A 15,855-nucleotide genomic window follows, 5' to 3' on the forward strand; every position below is an offset into this window, starting at 1 on the left:
TGTTAAAGAACTGAATCTTGCGATTCCAGTCAACATCGCACTCGTGTTAACTGTGTGCTCTCTCGTTGAGAGCGGATGCGCATTTTACGCTTCCCTGTTTTAATGTCAACAACTTTTTGAAAAAAACTTTAATTTATTTTTCTAAGTTATCTGACCCGTTTAGTGGCTTTATAAAGTGACTAAACTTATCAAAACAGCTTCTTGGCTTGTCCCCGAGAAGTGGATGCGCATTTTAGGGATTTTTATGAAAGGTGCAAGCACTATTTTTAACTTTTTTACCGATTGCTCACATAGTGTACAAACGCGTTAAATATAGTGCTCTATATAGGTATATATTAGTAATAGGTTACGTCTTTTATTTCTTGTTTACGCATCGACGCTAAGTAAATGTCATAAACATCTTTAAAGTCTATCGCCATTTCCGTGGCATAAGTATCGCCAACGGGGTAGCTTTTAATGACTTTAGCACCACGAATGACACCTTGGACCGAAGCCTTCAACTGATTATCTTCCAAAAGTAAATCGCCCATAGTCATGTTTGTGGCAACTTGCTGTCCGTAAACTTGCTCTGCTAATTCCGCATAAGCGGCAAGTTTTGACGCTTTTATTGCCATTAGCATTCGCTGAGTTTCATGTTCAGACTTTTGTAAACTGATAGGCGCATAACCGATAGCCGTTACGACAGGAAATGAGTCAGGCTTTACTGGCTGCCATTGTACGTGTTTGTCATAAACTGAACTGCAGGCCGATAAGAACGTTATACCTATATATAGCAATATGATTTTTAGCTTTGGCATAACATCACCTACTGCTGGATTCTCACTGCACGAGCGTTTTCAGCTAGTTGCTCACTGTTACGAAGAATCATGCCATCTTTCATACGGACACTTTCATCGCGATTAATCTCATCACCTACAACCCATTTAGGGATAAATGATTGAGCGCTTGCCACAACGACACGCGACTGCATGCCAATCATACGAGCATTCACTAGGATACCCGTCTCTTGTTTCATCATGGTACCTGTTACTACGTAGTCAATTATTTGTCGTTCTGGAAGTTCTTTCCAATCACGGCTAAATACGAAGTCACCTGTTTCTGTCACTCGAATGTGGCCAGTCGTTTTATAGTCAATAATGACCATACCGTGTCGTTGCAATTCATGAACAAAGTTTTCAGCTATCTGATTGCCAAGCCAATTCGTTGATTCTAAATCTTCCAGGTTGACAAATGATGTCACCGCGATTGGCGTTTTTGGCGTAACAAACGCACTGTGCTCAAGCATTTGATAAGCCAAGCCTTTAACAACGTCATTAATTGCATGCGTGGGTAAATCATAGGTATCGATTTCCCCTTTCTCTTCATGAGTAATACTATAAAAGTCTTGCTCATCATCACTCATTGTCATTGAGCATGCCGTTAACAAAGGTAACGCAGCCCACATAAGCCATTTTTTCATTGAGACACCTCAATAATCACTACACTATTACCGAAAACAAAGCATTTATCACGCCAAAATGCATTTCTGCTATCCATTTTTTATAAAAGGCATAGTTCATGCTTTAACAACTACTATATATAGAAACGACAAATTTCTGTCTGTAACAACGTGCGTTTTTTAAATCAGACGCAATATGCAGACCAAGTGTTGGAAAGCTTATGTTAAAAAAAGCAGTTATTGGTATGTTTGTACTACTTCAGTCTACTACGTCTGTAGCCCAATGGTATGAATCCCAAGCTAAAGCCATGATTATCAATGGTGATCAGTCTAGTGCACGTGTTCTGGCCATGGAGAATGCCCTTAAAAAAGCACTGCTTGTGGCTGGCGCGTCAGTGAGCAGCGTTCAGCAAGTTGTTAATGGTTTGATTACACAAGATGAGTTAAGTATTCGCGCTAGTGGCACAGTCAACTCAATCGAAGTTATTCAAGAAACCTTTGAGGGAGACTCTGTATCAATAACAATCCGTGCTGATATATTCCCGCAAGAGCAACAGTGTTTTGCTGCTGACTTCAAGAAAACACTGCTAGTAACGCGTGCTAATTTAATGAATCGCGAGCAGGCAAATATAGGTCAAATTTATGATTTGGACACACAAGTTGTCTCTAACTTTGCAGACAAACTCAAACAGAAAAGCCAATACATTAATATTAGGCTAGCTAACAAAAACAAAATCCCCTTTAGCCGTTACAACCAAAGTTTTGAGACAGAAAAAATCAAAGACTTATCAATAGAGCTTGGCCACATGTTTAACAGCCAGTTTGTGCTCTATACCGAAATCAATGATGTATCTTTCGATAATCAAGAATTAAATACTTGGCAATTCTGGCAAGAGAACGAATATAGAAGACATTTTGACGTTACATTTTATGTGTACAGCGCAATAAACGGTGAACACCTGGCCACTCAACACTATGAGAACCTTGCGCCTTGGCAGTTTGCCAAACGTGAAGAAGTTGATATTGATAGCAAGCTATTTTGGCAAAGTAACTATGGACAAATGATCGACCGCACGCTAGAAAACGCCATTATTGATATAGATGAAAGCATGATGTGTGAGCAGACTCGCGCCAAAATTCTCCAAGTGAAAGGTAACGAAATTATGGTAAATGTTGGCAAGCAACAAGGCGTTAAACTTGGTGATGAGTTTTCATTACTTCACCTAAATAATTATCGTTCTGATCAGGGTCGTTTGTACTCGGGATACAATATTAGCCCTTATCACGTCAAAATCACCCAAGTGTATCAAGATACAGCCATTGCTAAATCAACCAAAGAAGAATTGCTTGGTAACATACAGGTAAATGATCTGGCAGTGAAAGTAGACAGTTTTTAGTTACAACGTAAAGACAAAATCCTTTATATAAAACAGTTGCTTGGTTCATTCTATGGCGCTACATTGTTTCTTGTAGCGCCTTCGTAGCTCAGCTGGATAGAGCAGGCCCCTCCTAAGGGCAAGGTCGCAGGTTCGACTCCTGCCGAGGGCGCCAAAAGTTACACTACATACTTCTCTTTTATCTACATTTCTTATCAAATAACGTTTGCATCACCCTCTCAGCTATTCATTAGTTTTTTTTATCCGAAAAATATAATTTTTTTCGTTTGTCGGTTACACATTTGATCCGGATAATGCGCGCTGTTCACATTTACATCATTTGACACAGGAGTAGACACAACTAATGAACCCTATTTTCTTTGATGCCCTAAGCTGGATAGGACTAGCAATTTGTATAGGCGCCTTTTTTATCAAAGATATTTTTATGCTTAGACTAGCCACGCTAGTTGGCTGTGCCCTGATGGGGGTTTACTACATCTATATCGATGTTGCTCAAGGTATGGTGTCAAATGTGATCTTGGTTGTGATTAATGCTTTTTATCTATTGAGACGTAGCACTGAAAGCGTCGAAGAAGAAGAATTAACACAACTCGCATAATGTAATGCTCGCTAAAAACAAAAACGCCCCTATTTAGGGGCGTTTTTGTTTTACAATCTACTGCTATTCTGACTGCTCTGTCTGAACTTCCGTTTCATCAGCAACTGACTGGTTGCTCAACACCGCCGACACTGCTAACACTAATACAGCGACAAATACGGTGGTCAATTTAAATCCTTTTGAAGCTGGTCTATTCATAGTAAAACCTACTTACTTCAGTTGTTTTATTATTGTTGCTATTACAACGTTAAAAAATCTAAATGATTAGCTACGACATTTCAATGATTTATTGCTATAAACCAAAAAATTTCATCCTTAGTAGCCTTTTTTACGCTCAACTTGGTGTTTTAGCGGCTTGTTCGCTTTAAATCGATGATAATTATCAACAATTTGATTAACGATATTTTCTTGATTAGTTATCGCCGAAATATGTGGAGTGATTATTAAATTTGGAGCCTGCCAAAGTGGGCTTTCTTTTGGCAACGGTTCTTGTTTAAACACATCTACAATCGCGCCAGCTATATTGCCCATAGTCAGTGAATGTAAAAGCGCTTTTTCATCTACTGCATTACCTCGACCGACATTAATAAATTGCGCATGCATTGGCATCGCATCAAAAACCGACTGATTAATCACATCATCTGTAGCTGGTGTGGACGGTAAAATAGCCACAACATAATCAGCACTTTTAACCGAATCTAGAAGCTGAGCATCTCCCGTAAAGCTATGCGCTATAGCAGCCTCACACTTCTTTGACTGACTCCAAGTAGAAACGGTAAATCCGTTTCGAGCCAAGCATCGGACTATTGATAAGCCAAGGTGACCAGCCCCAAGTACAGTGACATTTTTTCCATTGGCTCGCTCTTCATAAACCCACTTTTTTCGTTGTTGAGCAAGGTTATATAAAGGAAAGCGACGTTTTGCCATTAATATACCCGTCAACACATACTCTGCCATTTGCTCCGCTAAATCCTCATCAACTATCCGAGTTAACACTAACGCCTGTGGGCATCCTGAGTCCTGAGTAATTTGATCAACACCGGCACCGAGAGACGCAGCTACTTTAATATTTGGGTATGCTTTCCACATATCCTCAGGGTGACGCCATACAACGACAAATTCAATATCATCACGGACCGTCATATCGGGCCATGCGATTATTTCTGTATTGGGTAATTTATGTTGTAATGACTTTTTCAAAGGGGTGAGATCGCGATCTGTCACCATTAATGCAATAGGCATATTCTTTACTTATAAATATTGTTCAATAATTTGTTGAAGAGCTGCGGGCTTTACCGGTTTATTTATGAAGAGCTCTAAGTTGTCTAGCCTTTGTTCAAATTGTTTTTCGTCCATTGAGTTTGGCAATAAGCCAACGATAGGAATACCTGTAAGCCTTTCCACATGGCTAAACATCTCATCTCTAACGGCTGATAACCTCAAGTTACTTTCACATTCGAGGAAGACGAGATCACATTGTTCGCGAATGATAGCACTCACACCTGTATCGGTTAATTTCTCTAGGACAAATACGCCGCATTGGTAACGATCTAAAAACTTAACAATGTCTCGAGTGGTTTCGTTGTCGGTGCTGATTACTACAACGGTTTTATCACTTAAATCAAGTTGTGGTTTTACTTCTTCCGTAACGGCAAGGTTTCTATCGTCAAGATCCAGTTTGAATGACGCACTGAGCATAAACTCACCTGATTCAGAAATTGGTGACAAGTTGACAGCCCCACCCAAACGATTACAGATTTCTTTAGCAATACTCATTGATGTTGTAAGAGATTCAAATTCACGATTTGCTATAAGTTCAGGTATTTTATTTTTTACTAAATCGTCACCCGCCGTAATCACAATAAACACTGTCGAAATCCCATGCTGATGACGATGTGCCTTTATCGATAGAGATAATATTGAATTGTTAAAAATAAGGGCCGCATTATGAACCAGCGCTAAAATAAGTTGCTGGAGGCGATGCTTATCGCCATAAACAAGTTGAGGCACAGTCTCGTCATATTCAAACTCAATCTCTTGTAGTACATCACTACTACCAATATTCAACATTGTTTCTATTTGCTGCAGGAACAAATGAAAATCAAAACTCACTGTATTAAAAACCAAACGTCCACTTTCGATATCGGATAAATCCGCAAGTGTTTCGACAGATTGAACAAGGCTATTATTAACAGCCTTTATTTTTTCGATAGCTTTGAGCGCTGATGGCTCCAAACGACTGATAGGAAAATTTTCGAGCACCCCCGAAAGCGCATTGACTGGGGTTTTAAGTTCATTATTCAAATTGTCAATAAACTGTGATTTTGCTTTACTCTGCTTATCTGCGCGGTCCTTCTCTAAAATAAGCTCTTTAGTCTTTTCTTCAACCTGTCTATTTAATTCAGACGAGTACGCCGCCATCAGCAGCATCAAAAACTGATAAAGAAGACCACCTACTGCGCATCCAATTAGTACCCCCCAATTCAACCAGTTTCTGGGTTGTGCAAGCCAAGACGCCTTTTCAGTGATAGATATTCGCCAAGTTCGTCCAAAATCTTCACGGATAATTGTCTCGACAAGTCGCTCTGATACATCTGGAGCTTCGCCGAAAAGCACATAGGGCTCAACCGATGTAATGTCTTCAATTAGTATATTAACGTGCTGACCTACATCCGTATTAATAAGCTTTCGAATCACGCCAGCAACCTGTACCACCGCAAGGGCATAGCCTGACAACACCCTGCCATTACCACTAGGTAAGGCACCGAAAGCATTCAATCGTTGACCGTCATATACCGGCATCGCAACCAATAATCCAGGATCACTTGGGCTCCCTTGTATCAAAGTAATAGGCTGCGTGCTTTGTGCAGTATTTGTTGCTGCAGCATCGTGAAAGGCCTTAACTTTCTGATCGTCTGCAAACATATCAAGCCCATAAGCGACAGCATTACGCTGCACAGGAAACACATGATAAACAGGCGCATAAAAAGGAGTACTAGGCGCCGGCACTTCTTGTCCATTGTCCAATTGATGTTTTATAAAGTAACGTTCAAAAAGCCGCTCTTTGGCATATTCTTCAAAAGCATCTCTGTTTTGTTGCTCTACAATTGGCACCCACTCCAATGCCATAACACTCGACCCAGGAATGTAAACACCCTTTGCAAACTGCAGAAATTCATCTTTAGTCACGTTATCGCTAGCATTCAAAAAGGCGTGAATTGCTCTTATCTGGGCATTTATGTCACTAAACTCTTTCGCTATTGCGTCCTCGAAATGATCAATCGCTAAATTGAAGTCATCCAATCGTTTGTGCTGGTAATCGTTTTGCGACACGCGGAACAATATTGCCAGTGCCACAATCGCTAGCACGGAGGCAACAATGACTTGGTATCGTTTATTATCACTGATTTGCTTGAGTCGTTGACTGAATAAAATGAGCGGCAAAACAAATACTGTTACCAACGCGCTTAAACACCAGTTCAACATAAAGCTGTAAAATAAGCCCGCTTGCACAACTTGATTCGTAACGAGTATCAGTACCAATACTGCACTTGCAGAGATGATGCTGACTACCGGCCCTATCTTCAGCATGAAGCTCACTAACTTTTCTCTGCTCGACAGCCAACCGAGCTCATCCATTTCCTCTGCCGTGAGTTGGTATCCTAAAAGCCCTTGCAAACCAATAGCAAGAGCACCAATGGTCAGAAGTTCTGGGGTAAACGTCACATCAAACGTGACATACGACGCAAACAAAATAACAACTAATGCGACGGTAAAACTCAAAACAACAGATATACCGCGAAGGACAGCAAAAACGGTTGCAACCCCCGCAATGGGGCCAAGGAAGTTAAGTTCTGAAAAAGGCGACAAACTGAAATTCACCAAAGCGATAATAATCGCCAGTGTCGCTAAAGAAAGTATCGTATCTGCTAACCGTATGACCAAATGTTACTTCCCTGTCATAGAGAGAATATCTACTAAAACCAGTCTAGCGTTTTAGCCAGAAATGTGAAGAAAATTAAATAGTTTAGAGAGGATTTTCAACGATGAAACAAATTTAGTGCCACTACACAGTAAACAACCAAATTTACACGTGCTATTTCACTTTGTCTTTATTCTTGAAAAATTTCCTTAATTACTACAATTTATTTGCAGTGTGGCGATTGCTGAGCGAAAATACCGCCCACATTTCACCCGTCAAAAATTAGAAGTAAATAACTAGGAGCAATTATGCCGTCGCGTCAACAATTGGCCAATGCTATTCGCGCTTTAAGTATGGATGCCGTACAAAAAGCAAAATCAGGACATCCAGGTGCCCCAATGGGTATGGCTGATATCGCGGAGGTGCTCTGGCGTGACTATCTAAAGCATAACCCGGCAGATCCAAACTGGGCAGACCGTGACCGTTTCATTTTGTCTAACGGCCATGGCTCAATGTTGATTTACTCTCTACTTCATTTAACGGGCTACGACCTACCAATGAGTGAATTGGCTAATTTCCGCCAGCTTCACTCTAAAACACCTGGTCACCCAGAATACGGTTATACACCAGGTGTAGAGACAACCACTGGACCATTAGGCGCTGGTATTTCAAATGCGGTAGGTATGGCGATTGCTGAAAAAACGCTAGCAGCACAATTTAACCGCGAAGGTCATGACATAGTTGACCACTTCACATACTGTTTCTTAGGCGACGGTTGTTTAATGGAAGGTATCTCGCATGAAGCTTGTTCATTAGCAGGTACACTAGGGTTAGGTAAATTAGTCGCGTTTTGGGATGACAACGGTATTTCTATCGATGGTCACGTAGAAGGCTGGTTCACAGAAGATATCCCAGCACGTTTTGAATCGTACGGCTGGCATGTCATTAGCGGTGTTGATGGGCATGACTCTGTTGCAGTAGCTAACGCAATTGAAGAAGCGAAATCAGTGACTGATAAGCCAACAATGATTTGTTGTAAAACTATTATTGGTTTCGGCTCACCAAACAAATCTGGTTCTCACGACTGTCACGGTGCTCCATTAGGTGATGACGAAATCGCAGCTGCACGTGAATTCTTAAACTGGCCACATGCCCCATTTGAAATTCCTAGCGATATTGCAAACGCTTGGGATCAAAAAGAAAAAGGTGGTGCATCGCAATCGAGTTGGAACGACAAGTTTGCCGCTTACCAAGCAGCACACCCAGAACTTGCTGCGGAGTATGAACGTCGTGTTATTAAAGGCGATCTCCCTGCTGAATTTGAAGAAAAAGCAAATGCATTCATTTTAGAGTGCCAAGAAAAAGCAGAAAACGTAGCATCTCGCAAAGCATCACAAAACACCATTGAAGCATTCGGTAAAATTTTACCTGAATTATTAGGTGGTTCTGCTGACCTTGCGGGCTCTAACTTAACATTATGGTCTGGCTCAAAAGGTATCCAAGACGATGCTGCTGGTAACTACATTTTCTACGGCGTACGTGAATTTGGTATGTCAGGCATCATGAATGGTATTTCATTGCACGGTGGTTTCATCAACTACGGCGCAACATTTATGATGTTTATGGAATATGCACGTAACGCTGTGCGTATGTCAGCGTTAATGGGTATTCAAAACATTTTCGTATACACTCACGACTCAATTGGTCAAGGCGAAGATGGTCCAACGCATCAACCAGTTGAGCAGCTAACTAACTTACGTACGACGCCTAACATGGTAACGTGGCGCCCTGCTGATGCGACGGAAGCAGCAGTGTCATGGAAAAATGCAGTTGAGCGTCAAAACGCGCCAACATCGTTAGTATTCTCACGCCAAGGCTTACCAGCATTGTCTCGCACGAAAGAACAAGTAGCGGATATTGCTAAAGGTGGTTACATCATCAAAGATAGCGAAGGTACGCCTGAAGTAATCTTGATTGCAACAGGTTCAGAAGTCAGCTTAGCGTTAGCCGCAGCTGAACAGTTGGGTAATAAAGTACGCGTGGTTTCAATGCCATCTACAAATATCTTTGACGCACAAGATGCTGACTACAAAGAATCAGTATTGCCAAGCAATGTTACCAAGCGTGTTGCCATTGAAGCGGCACACGTTGATTTCTGGTACAAGTATGTTGGCTTTGCAGGCAAAGTGGTTGGTATGACAACATTTGGTGAATCTGCACCAGGTGGTGATCTAATGAAACACTTTGGCTTTACAGTTGAAAATGTTATAAGCACAGTCAATAGTCTGTAAGCTAAAATACTGTACAATAAGCGCCGATTATTCGGCGCTTTTTGTTTTTAAAAGGTATCTATGACAACAAACATTGCGATCAATGGCTTTGGACGTATCGGTAGAAGTATCGCCAGAGCGTTATTTGAAAGTGGTCGCCAACAAGAATTCAATCTCGTTGCTATCAATGAACTAGCGGATGCTGAAGGCATTGCACACTTGTTAAAGTATGACTCTGCACACGGGCGTTTTCCATTTTCAGTCAATATAGAAAATAACAACCTTGTCGTTGCAGACCACCCGATTGCGTTGAGTCATGAGTCATCATTAGACCAACTTCCTTGGCGAAAGCACAATGTCGACATAGTGTTAGACTGTACCGGCAAGTTTTCTAGCCATGCTGAAGGTGAGCAACACATTGCTTCCGGCGCCAAGCGTGTACTTTACTCGCACCCAGCAGCACAGGATGTTGACTCAACGATTGTTTACGGTGTTAATCACGATACACTCTCTGCACAAGATATCGTCGTATCCAATGGTTCATGTACAACCAACTGTATAGTGCCTGTCATTGAAGTTATCGATAAAGCGTTTGGCGTGGAGAGTGGAACCATCACCACCATACATTCATCAATGCACGACCAACAGGTTATTGATGCGTATCACCCAGATTTACGTAGAACTCGTGCAGCTAGCCAATCTATTATTCCTGTAGATACTAAGCTAGCGTTGGGCATAGAGCGAATTTTACCGCACCACAAGGGCCGCTTCGAAGCTATTGCCGTCCGAGTTCCAACCATCAACGTGACCGCAATGGACTTAAGCTTAACGGTAAATTCTGATGTTCGAATAGAAGATATAAACGCTGCCATTATCGCTGCCCAGCACAACGGTTTAGCTGGCATTTTAGGCTACACCGAAGAGCCTTTAGTCTCTGTAGATTTTAATCACGATCCACATTCCTGTATTGTCGACGGAAACCAAACACGCGTCAGCCATAAGCGCTTGGTAAAAATGTTAGTTTGGTGCGACAACGAGTGGGGATTCGCCAACAGGATGCTCGATACCGCGAGTATCATGGCAAAACATATTTAAATAATAAGTAGGAACTTAACCATGTCTGTTATCAAAATGACTGACTTAGCACTTGCTGACAAGCGCGTGTTAATTCGTGAAGATTTAAACGTACCAGTAAAAGATGGCCAAATCACTTCTGATGCTAGACTGCGCGCTGCGCTCCCCACTATCAAGCTTGCACTAGAAGGCGGTGCAAAAGTCATGGTCATGTCTCACCTTGGCCGTCCGACAGAAGGTGAATATGACGAAGCATTCAGCATGCAACCTGTTGTTGACTACCTAGCTGCCGCACTGAACTACCCTGTACGTTTGGTGAAAGACTACTTAGACGGTGTTGAAGTAAATACTGGTGAGCTTGTTATTTTTGAAAACATTCGCTTCAATGTTGGCGAAAAGAAAAACGACGACATGCTTTCGCAAAAATTGGCTGCATTGTGTGATGTTTACGTGATGGATGCATTTGGCACAGCTCATCGTGCTCAAGCCAGTACACACGGTGTCGCAAAGTTTGCACCAGTTGCCTGTGCAGGCCCTCTTCTTGCAGCTGAGCTGGACGCTTTAGGCAAAGCCTTGGACAACCCTGCTCGCCCACTCGTTGCAATTGTTGGTGGCTCTAAAGTGTCAACAAAACTAACCGTACTTGATTCTTTGTCAAAGGTCGTTGATCAACTTGTAGTTGGTGGTGGTATTGCTAATACGTTTGTAGCCGCTTCTGGACATAACGTTGGTAAGTCATTGTTTGAAGCCGACCTTATTGACGAAGCAAATCGATTAACGGCTGCCGCTAAAGCTAACAACGGTGATATTCCAGTGCCGACCGATGTTGTTGTAGGTAAAGAGTTTTCAGAGTCAGCGGAAGCAACATTAAAGTCTGTATCAGATGTTTCTGATGACGATATGATTTTTGATATTGGCCCTGATTCCGCTTCTGCATTAGCAGATATTCTTAAGTCAGCAGGCACTATCGTTTGGAATGGCCCTGTCGGCGTATTCGAATTCGACCAGTTTGGTGAAGGTACTAAAGTTATCGCTAATGCTATTGCAGATAGTAATGCATTCTCTATTGCGGGTGGTGGCGATACACTTGCAGCCGTTGATAAATACAACATTGCAGATAAAGTCTCATATATTTCAACCGGCGGTGGCGCTTTCCTCGAATTTTTGGAAGGCAAAAAGTTACCAGCTGTGGCTATTTTAGAAGAACGCGCAGCGAAATAACGCAAGTTTTTTATAGTCTATGCAAGAAAAGGAGCCTAAGGCTCCTTTTTTAATGCCATCTATTACCGTTTCTCATAAAAACCTGTAGTAAAGTTTCATAAAAAACAGGCAAAATTCATTGTAAAACATTAGCTTTCAATACATATGATGTAATCATACAAAACTAATGCACACACGGTTAAAAACAACAAAAAAATAAGGGATTTTTTCCGTTTTTTAGCAACTTTCTGGTATACTGCCGCGCCATATGAAAACTTTCATTTTTCATTACAACAAGCACTTTAGATGAGCCCCCAGACACCATTTGGGCCTCATCACTTTAACAACATGACAACTGATTCAATACTGTTAGGAGTATATTCATGGCTTTAGTTTCCATGCGTCAGATGCTAGATCACGCTGCAGAATTTGGATACGGAATCCCTGCGTTCAACGTAAACAACTTAGAACAAGTTCGTGCGATTATGATTGCGGCTGATAAAACCAACAGCCCTGTTATTTTGCAAGGTTCAGCAGGCGCACGTAAATATGCGGGAGCACCATTTTTACGTCACCTTATCCTAGCGGCAATTGAAGAGTTCCCTCATATCCCTGTTGTAATGCACCAAGATCACGGTACATCACCATCTGTATGTCAACGTTCAATCCAATTAGGTTTTTCATCCGTCATGATGGATGGCTCACTAATGGACGATGGTAAAACGCCTTCAAGTTACGAGTACAATGTTGACGTGACACGTCGCACGGTTGAAATGGCACACGCATGTGGTGTTTCAGTTGAAGGTGAGCTTGGTTGTTTAGGCTCTCTAGAAACCGGCGAAGCTGGTGAAGAGGATGGTATCGGCGCTGAAGGTAAACTGTCTATGGATCAAATGTTAACCGATCCAGAAGAAGCTGCTGACTTTGTTAAGAAAACACAAGTAGACGCGTTAGCTATTGCGTGTGGTACATCACACGGTGCATATAAATTTACGCGTCCACCAACAGGTGATATCTTAGCGATCGATCGCATTAAAGCGATTCATGAACGCATTCCTAACACTCACCTTGTCATGCACGGTTCATCTTCAGTGCCACAAGACTGGTTAGCTGTAATTAATGAGTTTGGCGGTGAGATTCCAGAAACATACGGCGTACCTGTTGAACAAATTCAAGAAGGCATCAAATATGGTGTTCGTAAAGTCAATATCGACACTGACTTGCGCCTTGCTTCAACCGGCGCAGTTCGTCGTTTCTTGGCACAAAACCCAAGCGAATTCGACCCTCGTAAATTCTTAGCAAAAAGCACTGAAGCGATGACTGAAATTTGTGTTGCTCGTTATGAAGCGTTTGGTACCGCTGGTAATGCAGATAAAATCAAACCAATTTCATTAGAAAACATGTTTGCTCGCTACGAAAGCGGTGAGCTAGACGCCCTGATTAAATAGTCATGTTACAGGTACTGAAGTAAGTGCTTCAGTACCTGACACCTCAACAAATCTGTAACATTTCTGTTAATAGTCCGTAAAATCTTCTACGAAATTCCTTAGGTTTTCCTACATTTGTCCGATATAATGCGCGAAAAATAACAAATCGGAGCAAAATCCATGGAAAGCATTACAAATTGGTTTACTAACAACCAAGATCAATTGATCAGTCTAGGCATTAACATCTTAATTGCTCTAGTCATCTTATTTGTCGGTAAAATCGTTGCTCGCCTAATTAGTAAAGGCATTAGCAAAATGATGGAGCACAAGTCAGTTGACCAAGCAGTCATTTCCTTTGTTGCAAGCTTAGTCTACGGTGTTCTGGTAGCACTGACCTTTATCATTGCTATTTCTCACCTTGGCTTTAATACCTCATCGCTAGTCGCGATTATTGGTGCTGCTGGTCTTGCTATCGGTTTGGCACTTCAAGGTTCACTGTCAAACTTCGCTTCAGGTGTTTTACTGATCACTTTCCGCCCTTTTAAAGCGGGTGACTTTGTTGAAGTAAGCGGCGTGTCAGGTATCGTTGAAGAAATTCTAATCTTCTCTACCAAGCTACGCACCGGTGATAACAAAACGGTCATCATTCCTAATGGCTCGATTACCAGCGGCACAATTACTAACTACTCAACAAAACCAACTCGCCGTATCGATTTAGTGATTGGTGTTAGCTATGACGCAAACTTAGCTGATGCGCGTAAGGTACTCGCTGAGGTTGTAGCAGCCGATGAACGTGTACTAAAAGACCCTGCTGTAACTATCGGTGTTTCAGAGCTAGCAGATAGCTCAGTTAACATTGTTGTGCGTCCTTGGGTAAAATCTGCTGATTACTGGCCAACATATTTTGACTTGATGGAAAACATCAAAGTCGCTCTTGATAATGCGGGTATTGAAATCCCTTACCCACAAGTATCACTACACATGAACAAAGAGGAAAACAATGAGACATAGTCTGCTCGCTGCTGCTATTTTCGCATCAACATTATCTGCAACTACATTTGCTGAAGAAGCTACTACTGCACCTGCTGAGCCGGAGCACAAATACGAAGCTTCTGCTGAACTGGGTTTCTTGTATAAAACAGGTAACACAGAGAGCGGTGACATTAAAACGGGTTTGGATTTAGACCATGAATTTGGTCGCTGGACCAGCAAATTTCGTTTTGACTTGCTTTACAAAAAAACTGAGCAAGAAGTTACAGATAGCGAAGGTAATACATCAGACGAATTTGAAACAAGTGATCAAAAGTGGTCAATAGCGTTTCAAACAAACTATGCCTTAGCAGATGAGAAAAAAGACTACATCTACGGTAGTGTTTGGCATGAAGACGATCGCTTCTCAAGTTTTGAGCACCAATCTTCTTTCTCAGCTGGTTGGGGTAAACGTTGGTACGAAACAGAACAGGCATCGTTCTTTGCTGATATCGGTCCTGGTTGGAAACGTGACGTTATAAAAGAAATCACTGATGGCGATGGTAACGTGACGACTGAAGGTGAAACAAAAGATACCTTTATTGTTCAAGCCCAGGCTCTTTATAAGCGACAGCTAAATGAACATGTAGAGTTCAAACAATTCTTCAGTGCTAAACAAGCACTTGAAAGTGGTGAAAACAGCACGTACAAATCAGAAACATCGATTACAACAAAGCTAATTCAAACCCTTCAATTGAAGTTCGCGTTCATTGTTGACCACAACACAGAAGTATCTGAAGACAAAGACAACACTGATACACAAACAGCCGTGACTTTAGTCTACAGTTTCTAATAATAGGCTTAATTAGTCATATCATTTAAAAGGCCACGTTATGTGGCCTTTTTGTTTTTCTGACAGAATTATTGAAATGCATTTGCATTCGTCCCGCTCTCTTCTATGGTTGTAAATAGTAATAACAATCAAAGAGGTACACTAATGGCTCGCCAAGTTCCAAATGTTACATTTAAAACCCGCGTGCGCGACGAAAGTATAGGTGGAGACAACCCGTTTCGTTGGCAAGACGTTACATCTAACGACATTTTTTCAGGTAAAAGTGTCATCATTGTGTCACTGCCAGGTGCATTTACACCGACTTGTTCAAGTACTCACTTACCCGGCTATGAGGCCAAATATGATGAGCTATCAGCCCTTGGTATTGACGACATATATTGTTTGAGCGTTAACGATGCATTCACCATGTTCCAGTGGGGAAAACGCTTAGGTGTCGATAAAGTAAAAATGTTACCGGACGGCAATGCTGATTTTACGCGAATGATGGGCATGCTGGTTAAAAAAGAAAACTTAGGCTTTGGTGATCGTTCATGGCGTTATGCGATGCATGTTGTCGATGGTGAAATTAAACAAATGTTTGTAGAACCTGGATTTATGGATAACTGCCCTGATGACCCGTTTGAAGTGAGTGATGTCGATACGATGCTAGCCTATTTGAAGGGCTAACAATTAAGTCGCAATAAAAATCCGCCTAAGGGTTGGGACCT

Annotated in this window: 14 protein-coding genes and 1 tRNA gene; 10 read left to right on the forward strand and 5 right to left on the reverse strand. The window is 41.7% G+C overall.

Annotation, left to right across the window (positions count from 1 at the left end):
• Positions 1–335 precede the first annotated feature (335 nt).
• Entirely contained in the window at positions 336–797 is a 462-nt protein-coding gene (locus tag ACFSJY_RS00005) for an LPP20 family lipoprotein (protein WP_386029815.1), read from the reverse strand.
• A gap of 8 nt (positions 798–805) precedes the next feature.
• Positions 806–1,459: a FlgO family outer membrane protein gene (locus tag ACFSJY_RS00010; RefSeq protein WP_386029817.1), complete on the reverse strand. Its 654-nt coding sequence runs from the start codon at positions 1,457–1,459 to the stop codon at positions 806–808.
• Positions 1,460–1,659: 200 nt separating this feature from the next.
• On the opposite strand from ACFSJY_RS00010, the gene ACFSJY_RS00015 reads away from it, so the two are divergent.
• The 3 genes from ACFSJY_RS00015 (at position 1,660) to ACFSJY_RS00025 (ending at position 3,433) form a co-directional block, all read left to right on the forward strand.
• The gene (locus ACFSJY_RS00015; protein WP_386029819.1) at positions 1,660–2,835 is read left to right on the forward strand and encodes a flagella assembly protein FlgT; all 1,176 of its coding nucleotides are present in this window, start codon (positions 1,660–1,662) and stop codon (positions 2,833–2,835) included.
• 77 nt (positions 2,836–2,912) lie between these two features.
• Positions 2,913–2,989 (forward strand) — tRNA-Arg (locus ACFSJY_RS00020).
• Between the two features lie 189 nt (positions 2,990–3,178).
• The gene (locus tag ACFSJY_RS00025) at positions 3,179–3,433 is read left to right on the forward strand and encodes a hypothetical protein (protein ID WP_386029821.1); all 255 of its coding nucleotides are present in this window, start codon (positions 3,179–3,181) and stop codon (positions 3,431–3,433) included.
• A gap of 63 nt (positions 3,434–3,496) precedes the next feature.
• Here the strand turns inward: ACFSJY_RS00025 and ACFSJY_RS00030 are convergent, their stop codons facing one another.
• The 3 genes from ACFSJY_RS00030 to ACFSJY_RS00040 all read right to left on the reverse strand — a co-directional run bounded on the left by ACFSJY_RS00030 (position 3,497) and on the right by ACFSJY_RS00040 (position 7,378).
• Complete coding sequence (locus tag ACFSJY_RS00030; protein WP_386029823.1) at positions 3,497–3,631, reverse strand: hypothetical protein; 135 nt, start codon at positions 3,629–3,631, stop codon at positions 3,497–3,499.
• A 117-nt stretch (positions 3,632–3,748) separates the two neighbouring features.
• Positions 3,749–4,675, reverse strand: coding sequence for a 2-hydroxyacid dehydrogenase (locus ACFSJY_RS00035; protein ID WP_386029825.1), 927 nt, complete (start codon positions 4,673–4,675; stop codon positions 3,749–3,751).
• 9 nt (positions 4,676–4,684) lie between these two features.
• Positions 4,685–7,378: a CHASE domain-containing protein gene (locus ACFSJY_RS00040; protein ID WP_386029827.1), complete on the reverse strand. Its 2,694-nt coding sequence runs from the start codon at positions 7,376–7,378 to the stop codon at positions 4,685–4,687.
• A gap of 285 nt (positions 7,379–7,663) precedes the next feature.
• On the opposite strand from ACFSJY_RS00040, the gene tkt reads away from it, so the two are divergent.
• The 7 genes from tkt (at position 7,664) to ACFSJY_RS00075 (ending at position 15,814) form a co-directional block, all read left to right on the forward strand.
• On the forward strand, positions 7,664–9,646 hold the full coding sequence (gene tkt, locus ACFSJY_RS00045) for a transketolase (protein ID WP_386029829.1): 1,983 nt from the start codon (positions 7,664–7,666) through the stop codon (positions 9,644–9,646).
• Positions 9,647–9,706: 60 nt separating this feature from the next.
• A complete protein-coding gene (epd, locus tag ACFSJY_RS00050) occupies positions 9,707–10,720 on the forward strand; it encodes an erythrose-4-phosphate dehydrogenase (RefSeq protein ID WP_386029831.1) in 1,014 nt (337 codons plus the stop codon).
• 21 nt (positions 10,721–10,741) lie between these two features.
• A complete protein-coding gene (locus ACFSJY_RS00055) occupies positions 10,742–11,920 on the forward strand; it encodes a phosphoglycerate kinase (RefSeq protein ID WP_386029833.1) in 1,179 nt (392 codons plus the stop codon).
• A 362-nt stretch (positions 11,921–12,282) separates the two neighbouring features.
• A complete protein-coding gene (fba, locus tag ACFSJY_RS00060) occupies positions 12,283–13,347 on the forward strand; it encodes a class II fructose-bisphosphate aldolase (RefSeq protein ID WP_386029835.1) in 1,065 nt (354 codons plus the stop codon).
• Positions 13,348–13,506: 159 nt separating this feature from the next.
• Positions 13,507–14,337 (forward strand): mechanosensitive ion channel family protein, encoded by an 831-nt coding sequence (locus ACFSJY_RS00065; protein WP_386029837.1) that lies wholly within the window; start codon positions 13,507–13,509, stop codon positions 14,335–14,337.
• A complete protein-coding gene (locus tag ACFSJY_RS00070; protein WP_386029839.1) occupies positions 14,327–15,148 on the forward strand; it encodes a DUF481 domain-containing protein in 822 nt (273 codons plus the stop codon). Before ACFSJY_RS00065 ends, ACFSJY_RS00070 begins: the two co-directional genes overlap by 11 nt.
• A gap of 144 nt (positions 15,149–15,292) precedes the next feature.
• The gene (locus tag ACFSJY_RS00075; protein ID WP_386029841.1) at positions 15,293–15,814 is read left to right on the forward strand and encodes a peroxiredoxin; all 522 of its coding nucleotides are present in this window, start codon (positions 15,293–15,295) and stop codon (positions 15,812–15,814) included.
• The last annotated feature ends 41 nt before the right edge of the window (positions 15,815–15,855 follow it).

This window comes from Thalassotalea euphylliae (assembly GCF_042682785.1).
GTDB classification, from domain to species: Bacteria; Pseudomonadota; Gammaproteobacteria; order Enterobacterales; family Alteromonadaceae; genus Thalassotalea_F; species Thalassotalea_F euphylliae.

Coding starts and splice junctions, on each gene's coding strand:
- ACFSJY_RS00005 (WP_386029815.1), bottom strand. CDS start 797: ATGCCAAAGCTAAAAATCATATTGCTATATATAGGTATAACGTTCTTA.
- ACFSJY_RS00010 (WP_386029817.1), bottom strand. CDS start 1,459: ATGAAAAAATGGCTTATGTGGGCTGCGTTACCTTTGTTAACGGCATGC.
- ACFSJY_RS00015 (WP_386029819.1), top strand. CDS start 1,660: ATGTTAAAAAAAGCAGTTATTGGTATGTTTGTACTACTTCAGTCTACT.
- ACFSJY_RS00025 (WP_386029821.1), top strand. CDS start 3,179: ATGAACCCTATTTTCTTTGATGCCCTAAGCTGGATAGGACTAGCAATT.
- ACFSJY_RS00030 (WP_386029823.1), bottom strand. CDS start 3,631: ATGAATAGACCAGCTTCAAAAGGATTTAAATTGACCACCGTATTTGTC.
- ACFSJY_RS00035 (WP_386029825.1), bottom strand. CDS start 4,675: ATGCCTATTGCATTAATGGTGACAGATCGCGATCTCACCCCTTTGAAA.
- tkt (WP_386029829.1), top strand. CDS start 7,664: ATGCCGTCGCGTCAACAATTGGCCAATGCTATTCGCGCTTTAAGTATG.
- epd (WP_386029831.1), top strand. CDS start 9,707: ATGACAACAAACATTGCGATCAATGGCTTTGGACGTATCGGTAGAAGT.
- ACFSJY_RS00055 (WP_386029833.1), top strand. CDS start 10,742: ATGTCTGTTATCAAAATGACTGACTTAGCACTTGCTGACAAGCGCGTG.
- fba (WP_386029835.1), top strand. CDS start 12,283: ATGGCTTTAGTTTCCATGCGTCAGATGCTAGATCACGCTGCAGAATTT.
- ACFSJY_RS00065 (WP_386029837.1), top strand. CDS start 13,507: ATGGAAAGCATTACAAATTGGTTTACTAACAACCAAGATCAATTGATC.
- ACFSJY_RS00070 (WP_386029839.1), top strand. CDS start 14,327: ATGAGACATAGTCTGCTCGCTGCTGCTATTTTCGCATCAACATTATCT.
- ACFSJY_RS00075 (WP_386029841.1), top strand. CDS start 15,293: ATGGCTCGCCAAGTTCCAAATGTTACATTTAAAACCCGCGTGCGCGAC.